General features: G+C 45.1%; 11 protein-coding genes. 2 read left to right on the plus strand and 9 right to left on the minus strand.

Going from position 1 to position 25,886, the window contains the following annotated elements:
- Positions 1–31 precede the first annotated feature (31 nt).
- From G588_RS22005 to G588_RS0106285, 5 genes are all read right to left on the minus strand, one after another.
- The gene (locus G588_RS22005) at positions 32–2,386 is read right to left on the minus strand and encodes a glycoside hydrolase family 11 protein (protein WP_022777905.1); all 2,355 of its coding nucleotides are present in this window, start codon (positions 2,384–2,386) and stop codon (positions 32–34) included.
- Positions 2,387–2,684: 298 nt separating this feature from the next.
- Positions 2,685–6,113 carry an InlB B-repeat-containing protein gene (locus tag G588_RS0106270; protein ID WP_022777906.1) on the minus strand — a complete coding sequence of 1,143 codons (3,429 nt, stop codon included), beginning with the start codon at positions 6,111–6,113 and terminating at the stop codon, positions 2,685–2,687.
- Positions 6,114–6,371: 258 nt separating this feature from the next.
- On the minus strand, positions 6,372–9,656 hold the full coding sequence (locus tag G588_RS0106275) for an InlB B-repeat-containing protein (RefSeq protein WP_022777907.1): 3,285 nt from the start codon (positions 9,654–9,656) through the stop codon (positions 6,372–6,374).
- A gap of 183 nt (positions 9,657–9,839) precedes the next feature.
- Positions 9,840–13,190: a S8 family peptidase gene (locus G588_RS0106280; RefSeq protein ID WP_022777908.1), complete on the minus strand. Its 3,351-nt coding sequence runs from the start codon at positions 13,188–13,190 to the stop codon at positions 9,840–9,842.
- Between the two features lie 180 nt (positions 13,191–13,370).
- Complete coding sequence (locus tag G588_RS0106285; RefSeq protein ID WP_022777909.1) at positions 13,371–16,688, minus strand: S8 family peptidase; 3,318 nt, start codon at positions 16,686–16,688, stop codon at positions 13,371–13,373.
- A gap of 375 nt (positions 16,689–17,063) precedes the next feature.
- Here G588_RS0106285 and G588_RS0106290 point away from each other — a divergent pair, with 375 nt between their 5' ends.
- On the plus strand, positions 17,064–17,939 hold the full coding sequence (locus G588_RS0106290; RefSeq protein WP_022777910.1) for a helix-turn-helix domain-containing protein: 876 nt from the start codon (positions 17,064–17,066) through the stop codon (positions 17,937–17,939).
- Here G588_RS0106290 and G588_RS0106295 read toward each other — a convergent pair.
- From G588_RS0106295 to G588_RS0106315, 4 genes are all read right to left on the minus strand, one after another.
- Positions 17,929–19,017, minus strand: coding sequence for a peptidylprolyl isomerase (locus G588_RS0106295; protein WP_022777911.1), 1,089 nt, complete (start codon positions 19,015–19,017; stop codon positions 17,929–17,931). The genes G588_RS0106290 and G588_RS0106295 overlap by 11 nt on opposite strands.
- A complete protein-coding gene (locus G588_RS0106300) occupies positions 19,014–20,417 on the minus strand; it encodes an NAD(P)/FAD-dependent oxidoreductase (RefSeq protein WP_022777912.1) in 1,404 nt (467 codons plus the stop codon). The genes G588_RS0106295 and G588_RS0106300 overlap by 4 nt, the downstream gene beginning before the upstream one ends.
- Before the next feature lie 223 nt (positions 20,418–20,640).
- Complete coding sequence (locus G588_RS0106305; RefSeq protein ID WP_022777913.1) at positions 20,641–21,285, minus strand: L,D-transpeptidase; 645 nt, start codon at positions 21,283–21,285, stop codon at positions 20,641–20,643.
- A 637-nt stretch (positions 21,286–21,922) separates the two neighbouring features.
- Positions 21,923–23,917: a 2-isopropylmalate synthase gene (locus G588_RS0106315; protein ID WP_022777915.1), complete on the minus strand. Its 1,995-nt coding sequence runs from the start codon at positions 23,915–23,917 to the stop codon at positions 21,923–21,925.
- 228 nt (positions 23,918–24,145) lie between these two features.
- Between G588_RS0106315 and G588_RS0106320 the strand changes: the two genes are divergently transcribed.
- Positions 24,146–25,783 (plus strand): glycoside hydrolase family 43 protein, encoded by a 1,638-nt coding sequence (locus G588_RS0106320; protein ID WP_242830343.1) that lies wholly within the window; start codon positions 24,146–24,148, stop codon positions 25,781–25,783.
- Positions 25,784–25,886 lie beyond the last annotated feature (103 nt).

The raw sequence follows: 25,886 nt of genomic DNA on the forward strand, positions 1-25,886 counted from the left end.
GCCTGGATGTCTGTATAGTTTTTTTATATTATCAGTTATTTACGTTGGACCAGATCTTGTACTCGACGTTAGCGTTAACACCTTTAAGTCTGAAGAGTTCGCTTACTGTTACAAAAGTATAGCCCTGGTTCTGAAGACCTTCGATGATCTGAGGAAGAGCCTGTACTGTCTGACTGTTGCCCTGGAAATCATGAAGAAGAATGATCTGACCGTCCTTAGCTCCGCCAAGAGCATTGTTTACTCTCTGCTGAACTGAGGTGCTGTTCTCCCAATCGTTGATCAGAAGCCCCTGAATGAAAGGATAGTCGATATTCTGGTACATTGTGTTATTTACTGAAATGTAAGGTGGTCTGAAGAACTTAATCTCAGCTCCGACTGCATTCTTAATAGCTGAAGATGTCCACTCCATCTCGTTACGGATCTGCTGTGCGCTCATTCTTGTCATATCCTGATGTGTATAGGAGTGGCTTGCCAGCTCATGTCCGTTTCTTACCTGTCTCTGCATTATTGACAGTGTGTTGTTGTTGACGTTCTGTCCGATAAGGAAGAAGGTAGCCTTAACGTTGTACTTCTCAAGGACATCAAGAACATCGCTTGTAGTGCTTGAGGGGCCGTCGTCAAAGGTGAGGGCGATGAGTTTCTGGTTAGCGGAGTTGCCGCCCTGGTTGTTCCCACCGTTGTTTCCGCCGTTGTTGCCTGTGTTTCCGGTGTTATCTCCTACACCTGCGCCGGTGATCTTAAGGTAATCAATGTAAGCATCCCACTGTCCGTCGTCTGCTGTTACAACAAGTTCGATAGTCTGATTGCCGGTTCCGTGGCTTACATTCTTGATGGTGTACTCTGCAGGATAAGAACCGCCGTAATAGAAGGTTCCCTTGGTCTGTCCACCGATCTTAAGATCAACTCTTGCCATATTGCTATTGTTGGAACAGCCGCGAAGTGTGAAGTCATGAGTGCCGCCGGCAAAGTACTGAGTATAGGAAACTCTGTCGTTGTTGGCATAAAGTGCTACGCCGCCAAAGGGACTATTAACGTTTCCTGTGTACTGACCTGCCTTGGTCATTGATTCGCACTGAACTAAAGTCTCACTGCTCTCAGGCTGTGGTGCCGGTTCCGGCTCAGGTTCAGGCTCGGGTTCAGGTGTTGGCTCGGGCTGAGGGTCAGGCTGTGTAGTTTCACCCTGGTTGCCACCTTCGCTACCGCCCTGATTGCCGCCTTCATTGCCGCCAACGCCGGCTCCGCCGATCTTGAGGTAGTCAATGTATGCGTCCCACTGTCCGTTGTCTGCTGTCACTACAAGTTCGATGGTCTGATTACCGGTTCCGTGGCTTACATTCTTGATGGTGTATTCTGCCGGGTAAGAGCCGCCGTAATAGAAGGTTCCCTTGGTCTGTCCGCCGATCTTAAGATCAACTCTTGCCATGTTGTCATTGTTGGAGCAGCCGCGAAGTGTAAAATCATGGGTTCCGCCAGCGAAGTACTGAGTATAGGAAACTCTGTCGTTATTGGCATAAAGTGCTACTCCGCCGAAAGGATTGTTAACATTTCCTGTGTACTGACCTGCCTTGGTCATTGACTCACACTGAACGATGGTCTCATTGCCTGAAGTCTGGCTGCCGGTGTTGCCACCCTGATTGCCGCCCTGATTGCCACCCTGGTTTCCACCCTGGTTGCCGCCCTGGCTGCTGCCTGATCCGCCGATGGTCATGTTGTTCTTGTAAACATTGGCTGATCCGCTGCTCTGATAGCCTTCTACATTAAGAGCTGCCTCGTAGAGGTTACCAACTCTCATACCCATTTTTTCCCAAGCCTTGAAGTGCTCGGTAACGTTGATGGTTCCTTCGGTTCTCTTGGAAGTACGAACACTGAAGTACTGCTGGAATGTGGTGTTACCCTGGATTGAAGGCTGATTTACACGTGTTGTCTCATATACGTCGTAGGTTCCTCCGTCAACGGTGATCTGACCCTTAGGTGATCCCCCGGGTGGACGCCATGATCCCCAGCTGTCTACGATGTAATACTCGATAAGAGGACTTGTTGTCCAACCATAGACGCAGAGATATGAATTGCCGTTTGGTCTGTAATCGCAGCCATAGTCAAAGGAGATATTTCCCACCTGCTGATATGACTGGTTGCCACCGAACTTTCTGCCCTTTCTGAACAGAACGTTGCCGATGTTGCTCCACTGACAGCTGAAGGTTCCCCCGCCGTTCAGTGTCATGCTGGTGTTGCCGTAGTCTTTCCACAGTTCAAAGTCGTAACCGTCCTCTTGTCCGGTCTTGTTGTCGTAGTAGGTTGCTCCTGCCTGTGCCTTGATTGAAGGTGTAAGCATGGAAACACCCACCAGCATTGCAAGAAGCAATGCCTTAATTTTGCCTTTCTTCACCCAATTACCTCCTCTCTTTTCTCTCCACAACAAAGTTGACGTTTTATTTAACCCTATTATAGCGAGTGTCCAAAGATGTATCTATCTTTCAAGAGAAACTAGACAACTTTTTTACAAAAGTTGACACATTTTAGCAATAATTTCATATCAGCCGGGAAAATGCCAAGACAAATCCCCGCAGATGGTGTATATTAGCGCATGTTATTGAGTAATTATTCGGTGACAGGCACTTTAGTGCAAAAAAGTGACAGGCACTTTCGCGGGCGAAAGTGCCTGTCACCATTATTATAATTTAAAATTACTTGCCTGCTACCATTACTGTATTGCTCCACTTGCCTGCGAAATACTCGCCTGTGGAATCAATGATTTCCTGTCTTACGCGAACATAATAGTTCTTGCCGGGAGTAACGGTTACTGTAGGATATTCATATATGCCCTCCTCAGTATAGTTGAGCTTATCCCATGTATAAGACTTAACATTATTTGAGAAGTCTGCACTTGTTGAATACTCAAATACTACTCTGCGGTAGTTCTCAGTTGGGCTGGCGCTGGAATAAAGAGAGATTGTATCTCCATCTGCACCGGTATTCTGTGCTTTTATAACAGGCGCATCAGTACTTACCGCATTCCAGAGAACATTGAGTACAACTGTTGCATCCTGCTTGGTTGCAAGTCTGGCCTTGAAATATGTAAAGCGGCTTTCGTCACTGTTGATACCGGTCTGTCTGATATTGCCCTTATAGTCCTTAGTTGTTGATACAGAGCCTATTGTATATCCGCTTCTCTTGGCCTTTGCTGTGATATCAGCATATACTTCATCAAGAGTCTGTGTATAGTATACCTTCTCAGCTACAAGAGCCTTAGCTGTGCTGTCGTTGTACTTACCGCCGTTAGGGTTAACCATTACCTTGTAGGTGATCTCCTCAAATACAGGTCTGAGAATGATATCTACCTTGTTGGTCTTCTTGATCTTCTTTACGTAGGTCTTGGTAGTATCTGTATACTCGATGCCGGAATCATCTGTGATCTCGTTGATGATCTTGTATCCCTTGAAGATGTATCCGTCAGCCTTAACTGCCTTAAGAGTCAGATCCTTAGTTCCGTATTTAACGAAATTATAACCTGAGAACCGAGCATTCAAATAGCCCTCATATACAGTGCGTGGTTCTGTTCCTCTATATACCAGTGCATTATCGTCAATTTCTACTTCTACCTGGATAGGATTCCATTTTGCATATACCTTAACATTGGTGCTCTTGCCGTTGCCGAGTCCTGCTGTGGAATAAGCGTACTTTTTGAATTTGCTGTCTGTGTAGAAGCCGCTGAAGTAATATCCCTCTCTGGTCCATACGACACTATCAAGATAATGTGTGTAATCCGTATAGCCAAATTCAGTGGTCTCTCCGTCAGTGAACTGCTCACCCTTCTTGCTGTCAACAACCTGTCCTGCTGCATTCTTAACATCTGCTGCTCCTGGCATAAGAGTGATGGTATATTTGTTCTGATCAGCATAAACTGCATCAAGAACGATATTAGCTGCTGTACCTGCCTTAACTGCAGTTACATAGCCGTCTGCATTCTTTACTACATATGCATCATAAGCTTCGTCTGCTGTCCAGCCTACGAACTTCCAGCCTGTCCTAGCTGCAGTTGCCTTGATAGCAAGATCCTTTGCTACGTTCTTGGCTGTGAAAGTATATGTGGCATTCTTGATTTTACCGCCATTAAGGTTGTAGGTAATACGATTTACCTTTTCCTGAGTTACTACATAGAGTGTTACAGGAACTGTGGTTCCCTCTCCGTTATAGGACTTCTGGAGGAACCTGTAATAATTTACATTAAGCTTGTACGTAGGCTTCTTGGCATTGGCCTTAACAGCAAAGCCTGCGATACCCTTATCTCCAAGAGCTCCTGTAGCCTCGATCTGTGTAGCTGCCTTGGCAAAATCAAGTGTCTGATTGTAATAAACGCCGGTAAAGCCTGATACGGTAACAGGATTGCCTTCTGTATCTGTAAGATCTGTGCCATCATTGTTCTTGAAAGTAATATCATAATAAAGTGGTGACCATGAAGCCTCTAAGTAAATATATCCTGTATTAGTTGCTGTAAGTTTGCCGTCCTTGATTATTCCGGCTTCTTCTGCGTCAATGTAGATATACTCCTCTGCTTCATAATCGTACTCTTCAACAACCCAACCGTTAAACTTATATCCGTCCATGGTAGGATTGGGAATGACTGTTTCTTCACCGCTCTTGTAGGTCTTAGGTGCTTTCTTGATTGTTCCTCCGGCGAGGTAATATGCTATCTTGTTCTTCTCTGCTTCCCATACAGCTGTCAGTGAATAAGTGCCATCTGTACCTCTGTCAATATCCTTAAGTGCGATCTTATCTGTAGCCTTGAAGGTCTTATCTTTACCCTTAACCTTGGTCTTCCAGCCCTTAAAAGTATAGCCGTCTCTATAGGGCTTATAGTTATTGAATGATGTACTAATACTATAATTAGATGAATATACGCTCTCTCCGAAGAGATAACCGCCGTTAGCATCCCAGTTAACTGTGTATTTATTAGCTGTCCAGTTAGCTTTCAAAGTCAAATTATTGAAACTGTTTCCACCGTAAGATCTTGTATATCCGCCATTCCATCCGGTAAAAGTATATCCGTCTCTTGTAACTTCGGGAGTAGCAGTATTGATCACAAATCCGTACTTGTCGTCAGCATCAGCCACATAGTTAAGAAGAGGCTGCGCATTTACTGTTGTGCTGTCAAGCTTGTATGTAACCTTGTTCTTGCTCTTGGATGTACCACCATTGAAATCATAGGTAATGGTATAGGTTCCAAGTTTCCAAACAGGAGTGAACGTGAAGGAATCACCATATTTCTCATAAAGACTGGGGATAGTGCCGGAAGCCTTTTTAAGAGTCTTAACTGTATTGCCTGTTGAATCCTTGATAGTCCAACCTACAAGCTCATAACCTGGAAGCAGGAACTCATCGCCGCTAAGGATAATGGGCTCACCGATCTCTAATGCTACAATCTCTCCGTCGCCATATCCGTAATGATTTTTCTGGAGGCAACCGTCAGGCTCACCCAGATTGAATGTTACATTATAGGTTCCAAAAGACTCCCACTGAGCATAAATATCAACTGTCTTAAGTGCATTGGCAACCGCGTAATCAACTACTTCTTTCTCAGTAACGGTTTCCTTGAACTCTCCGTTCAGCTCCCAGCCGATGAACAGCTTATCGTAGCCTACAGTAAACAGTGATGTGTAGTTAATGGGATTCTCATCAAGATTGGTCTTGTCAAAAAATCTCTTAACTGTTGTATCATTTCCACGATAATTGGAATGAAAAATAACAGTGATTGTATTTGAATTGTTACTTGAAACAGCTTCAAAGTCAGCGTCCTCTTCCTCTACTGCAAATACTTCTTCAGCTTCGGTAGTTGCTTCTTCTGCCTGCTCTTCTACTTCGTCAATATCTTCTACTAACTCTTCCTCAAAAGAAACTTCCTCAGTCTCCTCTGCCTCAGTAGTCTCTTCAAAAGTCTCGTCCGTATTATCAACCGCATCCTCGAGACTCTCTTCTTCAACAACTTCTTCGAATGCGATTTCCTCTGCCTGCCCGAGATCCGTCTCTGCAGCATATGCAGGTGTTGAAAATGCTGTTACTGCCAATGCAGCTGACAGTGTAAAACTAAGCAGTTTTCCAATCAACTTACTTTTCATGTGTTTCTCCTTTCACACATATACACTTTTCATTCATATTTGCGTTGTCCCGAACGCAAGATTTATTTTAGCAGTGTGATTTTTGGTATTTAATTAAAAAAGTATAAAATCACGGCATTTTATCAATGTAATTTCAATTATCTGACTGATGGACATAAATATAGTTTCACCGTCCTTTATATCAGGGCATAGAAAAAGCCCGGTACTTTGCGCTTTTTCCGAATAGTACCGGGCCTGTTTTAGATTGTCATAGCTTCATTAATATTCTGGTTTAGTCAGGTGAACCATCTTGGTCTTACTCCACTGTCCTGCGAAGTAATCACCAGTGGAATCAATTACTTCCTGTCTTAAGCGGATGTAATAGTTCTTGCCATAAGTAAGCTTCACCTTTGGATAATTGTAATTATCGCCACTGTCTCTCACTGCCTTATCCCATATAACAGTCTTAACATCATCTGAGAAATCAGAGGTTGTTGAATACTCAAATACGATTCTGCTGTATCCCTGGCTTGGAGAATAATCGCTATGAAGAGTAAGCTCATCACCGTTGACATCATCGCCATAAACATACAGTTTAGGTACCCCGGGTGAAACAGCATACCAGATAACATTGAGTACAACAGAGGCATCCTGCTTGGTACCAAAGCCGCTATAGAAGCGTTTTTCATACCTTGTGATGTTGTTTTCATTTATTATATAGGTAGCGTAAATGCTTCCCTTATAATCCTTTGTGGTTGAAAGTGTATTAACGTTATAACCGCTTCTCTTTGCATAAGGGGATACTTCGTTATATACGTTTTCCAGTGTATCTTTGTAGTATACTTTGTCAGCTACCAGAGTCTTTGCTGTGCTGCCCTTATAGGTACCACCATTGGGATTCACATATACCTTATAGGATATTTCTTCAAAAACAGGCTTCAGCACAACATCCTGCTTGTTGGTCTTTTTGATCTTCTTAACATAAGTCTCGGTAGTATCGGTATATTCGATAGCTGAGACATCAGTAAGATCATTTGCAATCGTCCAGCCCTTGAATACAAAACCTGTTGCCTTAACAGCCTTAGGAGTTACATCCTTAGTGCCATATGAAACCCTCTGCCAGAAGTAATAAGAGGTACCAATGTAGCTCTGACTTACCTGTGTGCGGTCTGTTCCCCTAATTACAACTGCTGTATCTGAGGTGGTGATGTAATGCTCTGTAGGCACCCAGCGGGTATAGATTTTGATATTAGTATCCTTGCCGCTTCCGAGCTTGGTTGTGTATATTGCTGCCTTAGTCAATTTGGAATCAGTATAAAATCCCCCAAACTCATATCCGTCTCTTGTCCATCCGGGATTTTCGATGTAGTAATCATAAGTTTCATAGGTAAAGGCTGTCTTACCGTCAACCTTATACAGCTCTCCCTTTTTGGGATCAACTGTTTTACCCTCTGCATTCTTAACATCGGATGCACCGGGCAAAAGAGTGATGGTATAGGTATTCTCGTTACCGAAATCAGCCTCAAGATAAACATTGGCCAAAGTACCTGCCTTGATTGCAGTTACATATCCGTTAGCATTGGTAACCACATATTCTTCTGATCCTGGAGCTGCTTTCCAGCCTAAGAATTTCCAGCCCTTAGAGGTTGCAACTGCTTTAATCGGAAGATTCTTGGTCACGTTCTTGGCAGTAAATGTATATGTAGCTTTGCTTACGTTTCCTCCGGCATAATATGAAATACGATATACCTTATCCTGAGGAACAACATAAAGAGTTACAGGCACTTCAAGGCTGTTACCCTCTGCTGTCTTAGGAAGGAACTTGGAATAAACGGTGTTGAGCTTATAAGTAGCTTTCTTGGCGCCGGGTGCGGTAGCAAAGCCTGCTACACTCTTGCCTTCTCCAAGAGCACCGTAATTCTCTACGAAATATGCAGCACTTGTAAAATCAAGGTTTTCATCATAGAATACGTCGTCGCGCCATGGCATTTCCAAAACATTTCCGTCAGCGTCCACAAGATCAGAACCATCATTGTTCTTGATTGTAATGACGTAATGAAGTGCTTCCCAATCTGCCACCAATAGCAGATCATCCGTAGCCAGTTCTGTTAACTTGCCGCCCTTGATGTAACCGGCTTCCACGGCATCAACCAGCTCTATGTTATCGTACTCATCGATGGGTGCCCAGACTTTCCATCCATTAAACTTGTATCCGGGCATTGAGGGATTAGGAATAGCTGTTCCGTCGCCTGTCTTGAAGGTCTTAGGTGCCTTGCTGATTTTTCCGCCGCTAAGTTGATAGGTCAGCTTATTGGTATCAGGTGTCCATACAGCCTTGATCCTGTATTTGCCATCAGTGTCAATATCAAAAGTATTAAGTACAATCTTATCTGCGGGTTTGAAAAGCTTATCCTTTCCCTTTACCTTAGCAGCCCATCCTTTGAAGGTATAACCTTCTTTTACAGGTCTGTAATTTCTGATCCAGCCGTAAATAGTATAGTTTTTGAAGGAATAAGTATCATCGTACCAAATGTCACCAACTTTCAGTGAAGCATCTTCAAAATCAAGTACAAGTTCATAGCGGATTGCCTGCCACTGAGCTCTAAGCTCCATATCGCGGAATACATCATCACCGTAATATCTCTCATCGTAATAATAGCTGCTCCATCCGGTAAAGGTGTAGCCGGGCATTGTAACTTCAGGATTGACAGTATTGATAGAGAAGCCATCTTCGGCAGACTCATCTGCAACATAATTAAGAAGCGGCTGTCTGTTGACGGTTTTACTGTCAAGCTTGTAGGTTACTTTGGTCTTACTCTTGGATGTTCCGCCGTTGAAATTATAGGTAAGTGTATAGGTGCCAAGTTTCCAGATAGGCGTAACTTCTGCATACTCCCCCTCCTTGGTTGCAAGGCAGGGAAGCTTGGCAGCGGCAGTATTTACTTTGCCTGTCTTGCCTGCCGCGTCCTTGTAGGTCCAACCAACCAGTTCATAACCCGGAATCTGCATCTCATCGCCGTACAGAACGACAGGCTCACCCAGCTCAACCTGCATGGTGTAGCCATCAATATATCCCCACTGATGTTCCTGGAGACAGCCTTCAGGTTTACCAAGCCTGAATTTTACATTGTAGGTGCCCTGTGAAGGACCGGGTGATTTCACATTAATAGTCTCTGTTTCATCTTCTGCTTCGACGGATTCAACCTCTTCAGGAAGAATCTCTTCAAACTCAGTTAAGTTCTCAACATCTTCGTAAACTTCTTCTACCGTTACATCTTCGGCAGGTTCTTCGCCGGTATAGAACTCTCCGGCTTCAGCATCTTCTTCTGCGATGCCTTCTTCGGGGGCTTCTTCGGATCCGTCCTCATCATAATACTCATCCTCAGTGTACTCTTCGGTGTCCTCTTCCGAATCTTCCACCTCCAGGATCTCTTCTGCTGATTCCTCGAAAACAGCCTCCTCAGGCTCTGTCTCCGCAGCATAGGCAGGTACCGATAACATGGACACCGCCATTGCAGCTGAAAGGGTAATGCTAAGCATCTTACCAATCAACCTTCTTTTCATAGATTTCTCCTTTCGCACATATATTTTTCAATCAAACACCCCTAAAACCGCGCACAATGCGCACAAGATTATTGTATCACAAATACATGACGTGAAATCCACATTATATCTGCATTTGATAAAAAATTCCCAAAAAAGAGAACCCTGAGCTATGTTATCCAAAGCTCAAGGTTCTCTGAAATTTTATCTGTAGTCCTTTACTATTATCTTTATTGACGTTGTTGCATTGCTGCCATCAAGGGCTCTTATCTTAATTGTCGTTGTTCCAAGCCCATGCGCTGTTACATATAATCTTGGAACATAACTCTCTCCGTATTTCTCAATAGTAGCATATGCCGTAGCAACAGACGATTTGCTGCTTGTAACCTCAAATCTGGTACCAACATATCCATTTTTGCCAAGCAAAAAGTACCCGCCATAACTACCTATTTCACTGTCATCATAATAATCTACGGTAATTTGATGGAAGTCGCCATACAAATCATCCTGATAGCAAACCGCCAGACCTTCATCCGCTATCGAAGCACGATATGTCTTGGATGCAGTATAATTCGTACCATCCGTTGTTGTTGCCTTAACAACAAATCCGAAGTCATAACCATACGGAAGATATTCAATTGCTTTCCCATAAGCAGCTTGTTTTCCAACTGTTACCTTGCCCTTTGAGAATGAAAAAGCTTTTGTCTTCATGATCGCTTTTTTGGTTACTTCATCCAACGGATCGGTAGTTACAGTCGTATCTTCATCCTGATATATACCAACTATATCATAGCTCCATTTAACTTTGGTAACAGTGGGCTTACCGTAAGCATTACCGATGGCAGCGACCGCTGTGGCGCTCTTTCCATAGCCTATATAATCACCCTGATTATTCTTGGTTGTAATTGCAATACCTGATGCAGGAGTGATTACCTTAACTTTGATGGTCGCTTTCTTCTTACTTCCATCGAGAGGATATACAGTGATTGTCGCTGTTCCGGGCTGGTCAGCAATAATATCGAATCCATCCATCATCTCATTTTCAGGAGAAGCGATTCTGTAATTTGTGGATGTGCAGTAATATGACACTTTTCCACGAAGATCTGCTCCCGACTGGGTAAGGAACGATGGAGTAATATGAATAGTTGTCTCATCTACACCACTTGCTTCATCGATATTCTGGCTAAACAAAGTTAATGATGTTACAGAATCTTTCTTAACAACCACTGAATTTAGTTCTTTGGGATCATCAGCTTTAAGCTTAACCTGCTTGGTAATCTCATCAATAATACTTACATAGGTTACGTAGTACAGATCCGTTATGTCTTTACTTGTAGCAGTTATCTCAATGTTTCCTGTTGTTACAGTCTTGGGAACTAAGAGATTACCTTTAGCATCAATAGTTATGCCCTTGGCTGCTGATTTCTCATCTACAGACCAGGTAGCAGCTTTACTCTTGTAATTAGTAACAACTGAATACTTGGTTTTAGCTCCCGGCACTACATAAGATGGTCCTGAAGCATACCAATAAAAGGATTTGTATACCGTCTGCGGCTTGATTGTGTACTTAATCGTAGTTACTTTACTAAGTACTCCACTTCCTGTTAATACCGCAATTTTAACGGTCATGTTCTTATTCTTTTTCTCATCATATCCAAACCAGCTGATGTAACGCTCCTGATTGTTGTCAGGATCATACTCATAATATGTGCAGCCTGCCTGGATCACTCCATTAATAACAACTGGGTTCTTACCGTTTGTTGTATATACGATTTTCGAACCAGTAAGCAGCTTAGGATCACCGCCATAATTCTCAGGCGTAATTGTCACTTTTGCATCTTGCAGTGCACCGCTGATCGTAGCGGTAGCATTATCGCCGCCGGCTTTTGCTATCTGATTGCCTTCGAGATCTGTTACCGTAACAGTAGGCGCAGTTGTGTCGCCAAGCATCTTGGCTACGTCTATGATTCCGGCTCCCATTCCTTTGGAGACTGTCTTATTGGCAGAAGCTTTAACGATTTCCTCCATCTTGTCAGGTGCTACGTGCCCATACGCACTCATATACAGAGCGCAGGCACCGGCAACAACAGGAGTTGACATGGAAGTGCCGCTCATTACTTCGTATTCCTTGGTGCTGCTCGGATTATTTTTAATATCCCTGAAAGTTGAATAGATATTTGAACCGGGAGCTGCTATGTCACACCAGTCACCGTAATTTGAGAAATTCGACTTTTCTCCGGCTTCATTGATTGAAGCTACCGCAAGTACATGTTCATATCCAACCGGATACATTCTGGCATTAGAGTATTCGTTACCCATTGCTACTACAACAGTAATGCCGGCTTTATAAGCTTCTGCAATTGCATCTTGAACAGCCTGATAGTATCCTGCACCGCCAATACTCATATTGATGATGTCAGCTCTTCTCTCTGTGCTTTTATCAAAATGATAATCGGTTATATAACCCTCTTCATCTGAAACAAAATTAGAAGTATATCCCGCAACATAGAATACTGCCCTGGCTTCATCTGCAATTGTATAGTATGATAAGTCACCTTCTACCGTAACCGCATTAACAGCAAGAATATTAACGCCCGGAGCCACTCCTGCTCCTCCGACGCCATTTCCAACGGAAGCTGCAATTATTCCCGCTACATGAGTTCCATGACCTTCCCTGTCATCATCAGGTGCATAATTCGAAATAAAGTCATTTGCGAGCTTAACTCTATCCTTCAGATCCTCATGGCTTGCCTGTACGCCTGAGTCAATAACAGCAACCGTAACATCTGAGCTTCCGGTTGTAACGCCCCAGGCTGCATAGGTATGGATCATATCATGCTGCCACTGATAGTTCTCTCCGTTGTCGGGATTAAGACCGGGATCGTTATATCCGAAATTATAATAACTTCTGTCCCATCCATATGGCTCGGATGCAAATTCCGCCTCATCTTCAACGTTAGGTTCGGTAGCGACTGTCATAATGTTAGGCTCTACCGCCGGAAGGTTATAATTGGCTTCACTTATTCCTGCAAGATAGGCATCTTCAACAGAATAATCCGTCTCGGTAAGATCAAGTACAACAATGCCATAATACAAGCTCTTAATCTTGGCACCGTAAGCAGCTGCAATAGCCTTGGCTTCTTCCAATGTAGCTGCGGGAGCAATAGCTTCTCCTGCTACGTAATCAACACCTGCGGTCAGATTGCTAAAATCGATCTTCCCGGCTTTTCTTAAGTTTGCTTTGTATTCTTTCTGGGACGCGGTGAGAGCGATGCCGCCGATTCTGCTTTCCTGAAGCTCAGCATCTTCCTCTATAACCTCTTCTTCCGGAAGCACAGAATCCTCCAAGGCCTCCTCTTCCAAATCCATATCGAATTCGAAATCGGCCTCTTCGGTCACATCTTCATCTGTGCTAAAATACTCTTCATCATCAGTTTCAAGGAAAATTTCTTCAGAATCTGCAGGGACATCCTGCGCAAGAACCAGGGCCGGCTGGCTAACTACCATGTTAGCTGCAAGTAATGCGGCCACCCACACTTTTGATCTCTTAATCATTAAAAACCTCCTTATTTTTAAGACTGCGAGTTTCAATAATGATAAGCTTTGCACGCTTTTCCATAACTATATGTCACTACGATTCGAAAGTCACTAAAATTTTCATTAAAAAAAGATGATAGTTTTCGCAACAAAATTGCAGGGCGCCAAGTTCAGCGCCCTGCATGGAATATAACGATATTAGTTTACTTTGACCTTTAATTTGGCGGTCTTGCCGGAGCCGTCAAGTGCCTTGACGGTCAAGGTGGCAGAACCCTTCTTATATGCCACGACATACAGAATATGCCCGCCGGTATATCCGGATACAATGGTAGGATTGCTGCTGATTACTTCATAGGCATGGACACCGTCGGAATCTATGGTAAACTCCATGATCTTCTCGGCATCGGCCTCAGATATCTCACATGATGCACCTGCGCTGATCACCAGCCTTGTTCTGGGTGAATCCACGTAGAACTTGTCTGTCGCCTTATAGCCTGTTCCATCCGTGGTCCCCGCTGTTACCTCAAAAAGAAGCCCCTTGGTATCAGCTGCGCTGTAAGGTGAATACTGTGCGATAGCATTGGTAAGTACTGCCTGTTTGCCGGCTGTTATCTTGCCCTTGGAGAAGGTGAAGGCCTTGAGCTTAATCAGTGCTGCCGCATCTGCATCGGATACGAAAGTTTCCTTAAGATCGCTGTTATAAAATCCGATTCTGTAGGACCAGTCAACCTTTTTAACAGAAGGCTTACCATAGGTATCTCCAAGATTAGCCTTGACTGTAGCGCTCTTGCCGTAGGCGATATTATGAACCTGATTGCCTGCAATCGACAGAGCCACTCCGGAAGCGGGATTTATAACGGTTACTTTGACGGCTGCTTTCTTTTTGCTGCCATCTCCTGCTGTAAAGGTTACCGTTGAGGTTCCTGCGGATACTGCCTTAGCTACAAATGCGCCTGTATCTGAATCCCTATCTATCCTGACAACGTTCTTGTTACTTGAAGTGCAGGTAAAATAGGAGGTCTTCATATCTATTGCCATTCTGATGCCGGCCTTGGTGTAGACCTCAGGCCTAACCACAAGCTCGGTCTCATCGCCTGCAAAGCCGGTGCCGTCGATGTTTGAGCTAAAGAGCGTCACTTTGATTACCGAATTAGTCTTGGGATTTCTTTTAACGTCGTTAAACTCACCGGGAGAAGTAACATCTATCTTAACGCTGTCTGCCTTCTCTTTCATCACTGTTATGGACTTGTAACCTACAAGTGTGATATTGTCCTTGCAGACCGCTCTTACTTCAATGCTCTTTGGCTTGAATCCTGCGGGAACGGTGAGTTTGCCGTTTGGTGCAATCACAGCGCCTGCAGCCTCTGCCGCATTATCAAGTTGCCAGTCCACAGGTCTTGCCTTAACTGTTTTGGTATGTGTGTAATTCTCATAAAAAACTGTCTTGAAGGAAGCACTTGTTCCGGGAACAATAGCATCCTGACCTGTTATTTCAATCTGCTGTCTGTTCTGGGCATCAACTATGGATTCATCCACAATTGTAAACTTAACGGTGGTCACCTTACTCATAACGCCGGTACCTGAGAGGAATGCGGCCTTGAGAGTAACGGTAAGGGGCTTACTGTAATCATAGAAGAACAGCTTAAGTGCTGTAGTAGCCGGTATTGAGGGCATTGCGTCATGCCACATGTCATAATCAAGAACCTCACCGGTTGTAACAACGCCGTTTTTAACCGCAGGGTTCTGGCCGTTGACGGTATATATGATCTTGGTCTCTTTGTTAAGTTTTTCATCGCCGCCAAGGTAGTCTGAATCGAATTCAACGCGAAGGTCCGGGTCGAGGGTTCCTTTTGCAGTGACGGAGTTGCCGGAAGCTTTGGCCACTATCTCTTTTGACCCCTTAACATATTTGGCAAGAGTTACTGTGGGTGGTGTCACATTTGCGCCGAACATTTTGGCCAGATCCACCATTCCTGCACCCAATCCCTTGGCAGAGATCTTACTTGCCGAGGTTTTAAGAACCTTCTCCATGGTATCAGGATCCTGATGTCCGTATACACTCATGTAGAGAGCGCAGGCTCCGGAAACCACAGGCACTGCCATGGCAGTTTCTGACATTGTCTTATAAGAGTTCTTGGAAGAACTGTCGGTTGATGTAATATTCTGTCCCGGTGCTGCTATATCACAGGATGCACCATAGGAAGAAAAATAAGCCCTCTCTCCGCCCTCATTCGTTGCTCCTACAGCGATAACTCCGTCATAACATGCAGGATAGCGGCAGTCATTGGATGCTGAATCTCCCATGGAAGCCACTATGGTAACACCTGCGTCATGGGCTTTTTTAACAGCCTGCTCCACAAAGGGATCATAATAAGAAGAAGCGAAGCTCATATTGATAATATTCGCTCTTTTCTTTGGAGAAACCTCACTTTTATCGGTTCCTGCCACATAATTGATGGCAGTTATAAGGTCACTGTCCTTGATGACATAATCTTTGCTCTGCTCATCATAAGATGAAGCATTGATCGCCATAACACTTACACCGGGAGCAACACCTGCTCCTCCTGCTTTGTTGCCTGCGTTGGCGGCGATGATTCCTGCAACGGCTGTTCCTCGACCAACCTTGTCTGTGCCGTTGTCCAGATTGATCTTAAAATCCACAGGAAGAATGAGCCTGCCGCTAAGGTCCTCATGAGTCGCAAGTATTCCGGTATCAATTACCGCTACTGTTATATCAGGATTACCTGTGGTAAGACCCCAGGCTGAATAGGAATGGATGGCATCATGGAACCACTGATATTTGTCATAAGCTGAATTGGGATTGAGATACGGATCGTTATATCCGAATTCATAATAGCTTCTGTCCCAGCCATTGCCGTAATATTCGGTAAAATCAGCACCTTCACCGTAGACGTCTGCGATGGGCTGCTCCAAAGCAGTGATGTAGTTGGGAACTACAGCAGGAAGATCACTGTTTGCATCCATGCCAAGCTCATAGGCTGTGGCAACGCTTAAGTCAGAGCCTGCAAGACTGATGGTGGCAACACCGCCCATAAAGCTCTCCAGTTCTCCCCCGTAAGCCTTCGCTATAAGCTGTGCCTGCTCCAATGAATCTGCAAGAGTAATAACTTCGTCTGATACATAATCTTTGCCCTCATCAAGAGACTCCACGTTAAGCTGCACTGCGTGCTCTCTAAGTCTACCCTTGATGGACTTCTGCGCGGATGTGAGGGTCATACCTGTATCCGAAACCTCTTCCGACATTTCCTCAGGCACTACCTCGGCCTGAACCTCTTCTTCGTAAGTCTCCTCAATCTCCGCTGCATCCTCGCTTTCAACCTCGATATCTTCCGGGATTTCTTCGGATATTTCCGCCTCTTCCTCAAGGATGTCATCTTCTAATAAAACTTCTTCTGAATCTGCAGGGAAATCCTGCGCAAGAACTGCCACTGAACTGTTCCCCAACATGTTGACAGTAAGACAAGCAGCAACAAATACTTTTGACTTCTTATACATTACTTCCTCCGATTTTTTTCATTTCTCCCCATAAAAAAATCGCATTGAACCTGCGATCTGAAAAAAACAATTACAAAAAAGTTAACATTTTGCGATGGAGAATACAATAAAATCCTGCGATGTTTCACAGGAAATTCACATATCAAAATTGTTGTTGACCGGTTACTAATTCTTGCCCTCCGCAAAAGCCGAATTCATGTAGCATTTCACTAATTTTTTCGTTATCTTTAAAATAGTTTAGGAACATCTAACAAAACTCATCCTATTTTCTAAAAAAAGTATAAAATATATTGCTTTTTTCTCTTGATTTTTTGCTGAAAAAAAGCAACAATTAACACGGGGAAGGTATGAAAAGTATTATGGGAGGAACTGAATATGATAGAGACTTTGAATGGCTTTATTGAGACCGTCAATTGCAAGACCAGTACTACCCTTAAGCTCTATGACAACAACGAGTACGAAGACTATCCGTCTCACTGGCACTCTGCCATTGAGATCATTATGCCTTTGGAGAATTACTATACACTGAATTTCAACAACAAGCTCGTAAGACTCAGAGAATATGACATCGTTCTGATCTGTCCGGGCTGCATTCATGCGATCATTGCTCCCGAAACCGGTCGCAGAATCATCTTCCAGCCCAACACTTCCCATCTTCGATTTATGACTGAGATTGAGGATCTTATGTCCGCAATCTATCCTTATATTGTCATCACACCGGAGGATTACCCTGAAATTCACGGCAAAGTAAGGGATCTTCTTCTTTCCATCAAAAAAGAATATCTCCACAGCACCACCTGCTCGGAGATCAATATCTACTGCATGCTCCTGGAGATGCTGGTACTTATTGGCAGGAACAAGGCAGAAACCGCTGCCAGATCCGTTGATGAGAAGCTCCGCAGTCAGGATGAGATCGCAGTCAAGCTCACGGAGATCTGCGATTATATCAACACGCACTGCTGTGATGATCTCAAGCTGGATGAGCTTGCAAGTCTCAGCGGCTTTAGCAAGTTCTATTTCGAGAGACTCTTCAAGCGCTTCACCGGTATGAGCTTCTATAAATATGTTAATCAAAAGAGGATTGCCAAGGCTCAGGAACTGCTTGTTGAGCCAAGAAGCAGCGTCACCGATGTGGCGGTCAGCTGCGGATATTCGTCGATATCATCCTTCATCCGCATGTTCAAACTCCATAAGGGCTGTACCCCCACGGAGTTCAAAAACATGTACTGGAAAGGTGATGTTAAGAATTAAAATACTTTTTGTAGACTGTAAGGAAATCAGAAGTTGTGACATTCTCGTCAGAAACCAGTTTGACCGAATTCCATAGCGGTTCGTTCAGTTCCTTGGTGAGAGTTGCGACAAAGGCGTCATATTGCTGACCGAAGACTTCTCTTTTCCTCTTGGCAACAATCTTAACTTTATTTGCTTCTGTTTCTTCACGGTTAAACGTACTAATACATTTGATCAGACAATAGCCTTCACTGGTTTCGATGATGTCACTGACTTCTTCCGTTCCCAGATTGAAGGCTGTTTCTTCGTATATCGATTCCATTTCGCCCTTACCAAAAGAAAGGACAGAATCGTCAGCTTCATTATAGGTTGCGGATACCTCTTCAAAACTTGTTTCGCCGTCCCTAAGGGCTGCAGCTGCTTCCCTTATCTTAAGGTAGGCATTCTTTTTGTCAGACTCGGAAAGAGGGATTTTCTCTCCCTCGCCGTCAAGCTCGTAGGTCCTTATCAGTATCTGCTCCACTGTGATGGTTCTTGCTTCGTCGTCGCTGATCTCAGGATTGATATCCCTAATGATATATTCATAGAGCTTGTCCGCAATGGCCTGCTCCCTCATTATCTGAAGGATATCATCCATAGTAACGCCCTTCATGGCTTCTATATCCGCAGGTGACAGAGAGGAATAATACTCCTCTGCAGCGGCGAGGGCCTTGCTCTCCTCTTCCTCGTCCAGTTCTATGCCGTTGTCCTTGGCAAGAAGATTCATTGCCTTGATCTGGGCAAGCTTGGCAAGAACCGACTCCTTGAGCCTCTCCTCTACGCTGCCGCTGTCGGTCTCTTTTTTCCAGATATCGCTGCCAAAGGAATTCTCATAACCAACCTGTGTATTAACAAGATAGACGAAGGCCTCCTGAATACTGCAGACACTGTCCTCTATTCTGAACACCTCATCGTCTGAAAATCCCGTGGTAAAAACGATCTTACGCTCCGGAGCAGCACATCCCGCAAGAGATGAAGACGCAAGAACGAAGGCTCCCACCAGGGCAAGAGCCTTCCTTGTGATCATGTTTGTTTTGGAGTTATCACGCCTTTTACTCATGCTTCCAATGTCTTAATGATGCTGCGGGCAACGGACAGTCCGTTGGCGCTGGCCTGCTGAAGTCCTCTGGTTACACCTGCTCCGTCGCCGATGGCGCGAAGTCCCTTGATACTGGTCTCAAAATCCTTGTTGACGATAACCTTATTGGAATAGAACTTAACTTCAACACCATAGAGAAGTGTCTCGTCAGAAGCAATTCCCGGTGTTACCTTGTCAAGAGCCTGGATCATCTCATCCAGATCCACCATGATTCTGTGAGGGAAAACAAGGGACAGATCGCCCGGCACCGCATCCTTAAGGGTGGGAATCAGGTTGTTCCTGCACAGTCTCTCCTCTGTGGTCCTTCTGCCTCTTCTGAAATCGCCGTAGGTCTGAACCAGGATCTTGCCGCCGCAGAGCATGTTGGAGAGCTCAGCGATCTTCTTGCCGTATTCAATAGGTGTCTTGAAGGGCTTGGTGAAGTTCTTGGATACCAGAAGGGCAAAATTGGTGTTGTTGGTCTTAAACTCTTTTCCCTTATAAGCATGTCCGTTAACAACTGCAAGTCCGCCCTCGTAGTACTCAGTCGCAACTTCTCCGGAAGGATTGGTACAGAAGGTTCTTACCTTATCATCGAAGGTTGGTGTGTGATAAATGAGCTTGGCCTCATAGAGATTCTCATTAAGGAACTGCATAACCTCATCTCTAACCTCAACTCTGACACCAACGTCAACTGTTCCGGGCTTGGTCTCAATGCCGATCTCTTCGCATTTATCCTTAAACCAGTCAGCGCCTTCACGTCCAACGGCGCTGACGATCTCTTTTGCTCTGTATTCCTCGCCCTTGTCGGTCTTAACGCCGACAGCGGTTCCATCTTCCACAATGATATCTGTCACCATGGTATTAAATTCTATCTCAACGCCCTTGGACAGAACGTGCTCCTGGAGCTTACTGTAGATCTTGTAGCCCTCTTCGGTACCAAGGTGTCTGATGGGGCACTCAACGAGCTTAAGGTTGGCGTTGATGGCCTTCCTTCTGATCTCGCGAATCTCATTCTCCTTGTCCACACCGTATACGCTCTTGTCCGCTCCGAACTTAAGATAAATCTCGTCGGACTCATGAATCAGCTCAGTAGCCTTGTCATATCCCAGAATCTCGGGAAGATTGCCTCCCACATCCGGTGAAAGAGACAGCTTACCGTCTGAAAAAGCTCCCGCGCCTGCAAAGCCCGTTGTGATTGAGCAGGGCTGGCAGCCTGCGCAGGTCTTGGTTACACGCTTGGGGCAGTTTCTCTTTTCGATGGAACGTCCCTTTTCTATCATAAGGACCTTGAGATCGGGTCTCTTCTCCATAAGTTCATATGCGCAGAAAATGCCGCCGGGGCCTGCGCCGATAATGATGACATCTACGTCTCTTGCCATAAATAACCTCCTATATAACACAAAGTCATAGCAGCATATTATATCATGAAATGAGCTCGATTCCAACCTATAGGTGCCTGTCACTTCATCAAACGAAAGTGCCTGTCACTTCAATATGCTAAAGTGTCTCAAAGGATACTTTAGCATATTGAAGTGACAGGCACTTTCGTTTGATGAAGTGACAGGCACTTTCGTTTGATGAAGTGACAGGCACTTTTATTTATCAATGTACTTTTACTACAGTTCCAATCTGGGCCAACTCAAAGAACTGGGCCGCTATTTCCGGCGGCAGATTCACACAGCCATGGGATCCTGCAGTCTTGTATATCTCACCTCCGAATTTGCTACGCCAGTTGGCATCGTGAAGTCCGCAGCCGCCCTTGGTAAAAGGCATCCAATACTCTACCCAGCTGTGCCATGTGGGCCCTGTAAGCCACTTCCCTCGAACATGCCCATACACAGCATATATTCCTGTAGGCGTACCACGATTCTGCGATAGATCTCCAGTCACACAGGGAGTCGACAAGATAGGCACTCCATCCTGAACAAAGGTCACCGTCTGATTCTCTATGTCCACGTCAACATAGGTATTAAGCGGTGTTCCGGCCTTTTCTTCCTCTTCATTCTGAAATCTTCCTTCATAGATTCCAAAATTGATATAGTGATTTACCAGTGCCGAAGTACTACTTCCCACCGCATTCACCACATCCGGATACTTCCTGGCATAATACTCCGGATCAAAGCCACTAGCACGGCTTGTGATTGATACAGAGAGCATCATAAAAAAGCCCACAGCTACAGCCATAACAGCCTTAACCGCTTTTGCTCTATCATATTTTTTTACACGCTTTAATGTATGTTTTTTCATACATTAATTATACTTCTTACCGTTCTCCCCATTTCTAAAAAAAGCCTTAAAACATCCGAAACTCCCACTTCACAATCCAGCTCTCAGAACTGCATCCCTCCAAATGTTCACACCCCAACTATCGCAATCCCCCCTCTCCTGCGTATCCTTATAATTTCACTTACAAACTCCAATTAGATTGCCCACGGAGTACAAAACCGACTCTCTCCTCTCCCCCTGATTGCAGCCCCTTAATGTCCCCTGTACATGTACCTTCAGTAGTACCAGATCATGTTGCCAACACGCAGCCGTCCCTCCCCGGAGCCTTCTTTTGGGCCAGAATAACAGAAATGTGAGCCTGTGAGGGAGCGTCAGAATTTGTGAGCATTGCAGAAAGACCCTGCCAGGTCTGTTCGCAGCTCAATGTCTGACGTCCGGCCATGTCCCCTACGGGAAGCCATGTCACTATAATCCGGACGGAGTTTTGAGTTGCAGACCCGGCAGGGTCTTTATGGAATGCCACAAATTCAAGCGAAAGAGCGGCGAATATTTCTGTTATTCTGGCCCGAAGAAGGCTCTTTGGATTGGCGAGTATTTATGTTATTCTGGCCCGGAAGAAGGCTCCGGGGAGGGACGGCGTCCGGGTTGGAACACCCAATCACCTGGTGCTGCTGCGGTACTGTACAGGAGTCATCCCATATTTTTTCTTGAAGAGGCGGTTGAAGTGCTCCACATTCTGATAGCCGGCAGCCTCCGCCACCTTCTCCACCTTCATATTTCCATTCCTCAGCAGCGTACTAGCCTTATTAAGCCTGATCCTCTTCACATTCTCCCCAAACGTCATTCCCGACTTCTCCTTAATATATTTGGAAAGATACGGCTTGGAAAGATAGAACTGGCTTGACAGGTCATCCAGCGTTACCGTCAGGTAATTCTCCTGGATATAGTTGATGATGGAGTTGATCCTCTCATCCTTGCCGCCGGTGCTCTCTTTTACATCATCTATCTGGTTAACGGCGATAACAAGCGCATTGATGGAGGACTTAATGATATCCTCGTCGATACCAACGCCCCAGAACTTCTTGCCGTTAAAGGTGATACCAACATAGGTGCAGGCCTTGGAGGACGAACCTCTTGAAAGGGCGTGCTCCTCATATACAGAGAGCTCGTAGCTGACATTGAAGTACTGCTTGATGGCGTTACTTACAGCGTCGAGGCGACCGTTACCGTTGGCCTCAACCTTGTGTTCCTTGTCCGCATGGGCAATGGTTACTTCTGCAAGAATACCGTCAATCTGCTTGAAATGACATGCAGGAATCCTGAATATATTGTCGTTGTGAACGTACTTGTCCTCGAAGATCTGATAGATTCTTGCAGGTGACAGCTCTGCATGCTCTCTGTCGGAGATATCCTTGATGGTATAGGATACATCTGCCTGCATTTCCTTGGGAACCATCATGCCATAGTTGGTCTTGAGGATGTAGCTTACGCCGCCCTTGCCGGACTGGCTGTTGATTCTGATAACGTCTCCATCGTACTCTCTGCCAAGGTCCTTGGGATCGATGGGAAGATAAGGAACGGACCAGATGCCCTTGTCCTTCTTCTGATCATGCCAGGCAAAGCCCTTGGAGATAGCATCCTGATGAGATCCTGAAAATGCGGTAAATACCAGCTGGCCTGCATAGGGCTGTCTCTCATAGATACGCATTCTGGTAAGTCTCTCGTAGGTCTCTCCCACCTCTGTGATATGCGAGAAATCAAGTCCCGGATCAACTCCGTGGGAGTACATGTTAACAGCAAGGGTAACAATATCAACGTTACCTGTTCTCTCACCGTTTCCAAAAAGTGTTCCCTCAATTCTGTCAGCACCTGCAAGACAGCCAAGCTCAGCGTCGGATACGCCCGTGCCTCTGTCGTTGTGAGGATGCAGAGAAAGAGTTACGGCCTCGCGGTACTTAAGATTCTTGCTGATATATTCAACCTGAGTTGCAAAAACGTGAGGCATAGCAATCTCAACTGTTGTAGGAATATTGATGACAACCTTGTTGTCCTTGGTAGGCTTCCACACATCAAGAACCGCATTGCAGACTTCCACAGCATAGTCCACCTCGGTTCCCGGGAAACTCTCCGGGGAATATTCAAAGGAGAAGTTGCCATTTGTCTCTTTTGCCAGCTTATCAAGGAGCTTGGCACCGTCAACAGCGATCTTCTTAACCTCTTCCTTGCTCTTTTTGAACACCTGCTCACGCTGAGCTACAGAAGTTGAATTGTACAGATGAATGATGGCCTTAGGAGCGCCCTTGACAGCCTCAAAGGTTCTCTTGATGATGTGCTCTCTGGCCTGGGTAAGAACCTGAACCGTAACGTCATCGGGAATCATGTTCTTCTCTATAAGAGTTCTGGCAAATTCAAACTCCGTCTCTGAAGCTGCGGGGAAGCCAATCTCAATCTCCTTGAAACCAAGCTTAACCAGCATTGTAAAAAACTCCAGCTTCTCATCAAGGCTCATGGGCTCGATAAGGGCCTGGTTGCCGTCACGAAGGTCAACACTGCACCAGATGGGCGGATGGTCGATGTAGTCTTTTTTAACCCAATCGTAGGTAGACTTAGGTGGCATAAAATACTGACGCTGGTACTTCTTGTAATTTTCCATAATGCTGCTCCCCTTTGTTTTCTTGATTTTTTTTAAACTGCAATATTAATATCGGTCGATTTTATTGACAAATTTATAGATAAAAATGTTAAATTTGCTCTTTTTTGTTGATAATAATTATGTTACCACATTTTTATGCAATTACATCATGGTAATATTAATCATTTTGATTGATATTTTTTATTATAGCAATATCTACGTAGAACGCAGCCAAATCCCGACTATATAATGAATAAAAACCTTAATCACAGCAAATACGGAGATATCACAATGGCCAATCATCCTACCATCAACCCGCTTACAAGAATGGACTACCCTGATCCTGACGTTATCCGCGTGGGCGACACCTACTATCTCGTCAGCACTACAATGTACTTTTTTCCGGGCTGCGAGATCTTAAGATCCCACGACCTGGTGAATTGGGAGCACTGCGCCTATGTATATGACAGACTTGACTCCACCGATGCCCAGAGGCTTGCAGGGAAAGAAAATGCCTACGGCCAGGGAATGTGGGCAGCCAGCCTTCGCTATCATAACGGCAGATTCTACGTGGTATTTGTCGCCAACGACACCCACAAGACCTATCTGTATACCGCAGACTCTGTGACCGGTCCCTGGAAAAAGAGCGAGATCAAGGGCTTTTATCACGACAATTCCATATTATTTGATGACGACGGCAGAGTCTATATTGTCTACGGCAACAGAGAAATCTATCTGACCGAGCTGGATGAGAACCTGACCGGCCCCAAGGAGGGCGGCCTCAATAGGCTTGTGGTAAAGGATATTGACGAGAACTACCTTGGCTACGAGGGTTCTCACATTTACAAGATAAACGGCAAATACTATATCTTCTTCATTCATATATTGAAGTCCACCGGAAGACGCACCGAGAGCTGTTTTGTGGCCGACTCCTTAGAAGGTGAATTTGTGGGAAAAGATGTTTTTGACGACGACAACGGCTATCACAACAGCGGCATTGCTCAGGGCGGCATCGTAGATACTCCCTCAGGAAAATGGTACTCCATCCTCTTTCAGGACAGCGGCGCGGTGGGAAGGATTCCCTATCTTATTCCCGTGGAATTCAGGGACGTTTTCCCTGTATACGGCGTTTCTGAAACCTCCAAAAACACTGTTTCCACCATTGGTGCATACCTGCCTGAAGACTTCGAGATTGAAGACCTTAAGCCGGGCTATAGCTATGATCCTCTCTACGGCTCCGATGACTTCAAGGAGTCAGAGAACAAAGCTTCCTTTGGCTTTAAGAGCTTCTGGCAGTTTAACCACGAGCCTGAGCTTAGCCTGATAGAGCATGATACTGAAGAGGGCTTTTTGAAGATCACAACCGGCAAGATCTCCTCCAATCTGGTACAGGCCCAGAACACCCTGACCCAGCGCACCCTTATGCCCTGCTGCTCCGGTGAAGTCACCCTCGACGGTTCCTCCTTAAATGACGGCGACTACGCAGGACTTAGCCTTCTTCAGAGCTCCTACGGCTTCATTGGCCTCAAAAAAGAATCCGGCAGGCTCTATATAGTTATGTGTTCAAGAGAAATAAATGTCCCAGGAATCTGGGGTGAAAGAAAAGACGATGAGGCTCCCAATGAACTGGCCTCAATTGCCCTTGATGAAGTATCTCCCGGTGCTTCCTCTATTCGTTTAAGAGCAGACGTTGATTTCACTGACATGAAAGACACAGTTCGCTTCAGCTACGCAGCGGTCGGATCAGATACCTTCACAGCTCTTGGCCCCGGGAAAAAACTGTATTTCAAGCTGGATCACTTCACCGGTGCGCGATTTGGACTGTTTGCATATAGCACCAAGACCTTTGGCGGAGCAGCGAAGTTTATGAACTTCCAATATAATTAAGATGACACGGGGACGGTTTTTATACCAATGGGGACGGTTCTGTTTGGTACAGTTTTGCGCGCAAAACTATACCAAACAGAACCGTCCCCATTGGTATAAAAAC

The sequence above is a fragment of the Butyrivibrio sp. AE3009 genome, assembly GCF_000420845.1.
GTDB lineage: Bacteria > Bacillota > Clostridia > Lachnospirales > Lachnospiraceae > Butyrivibrio.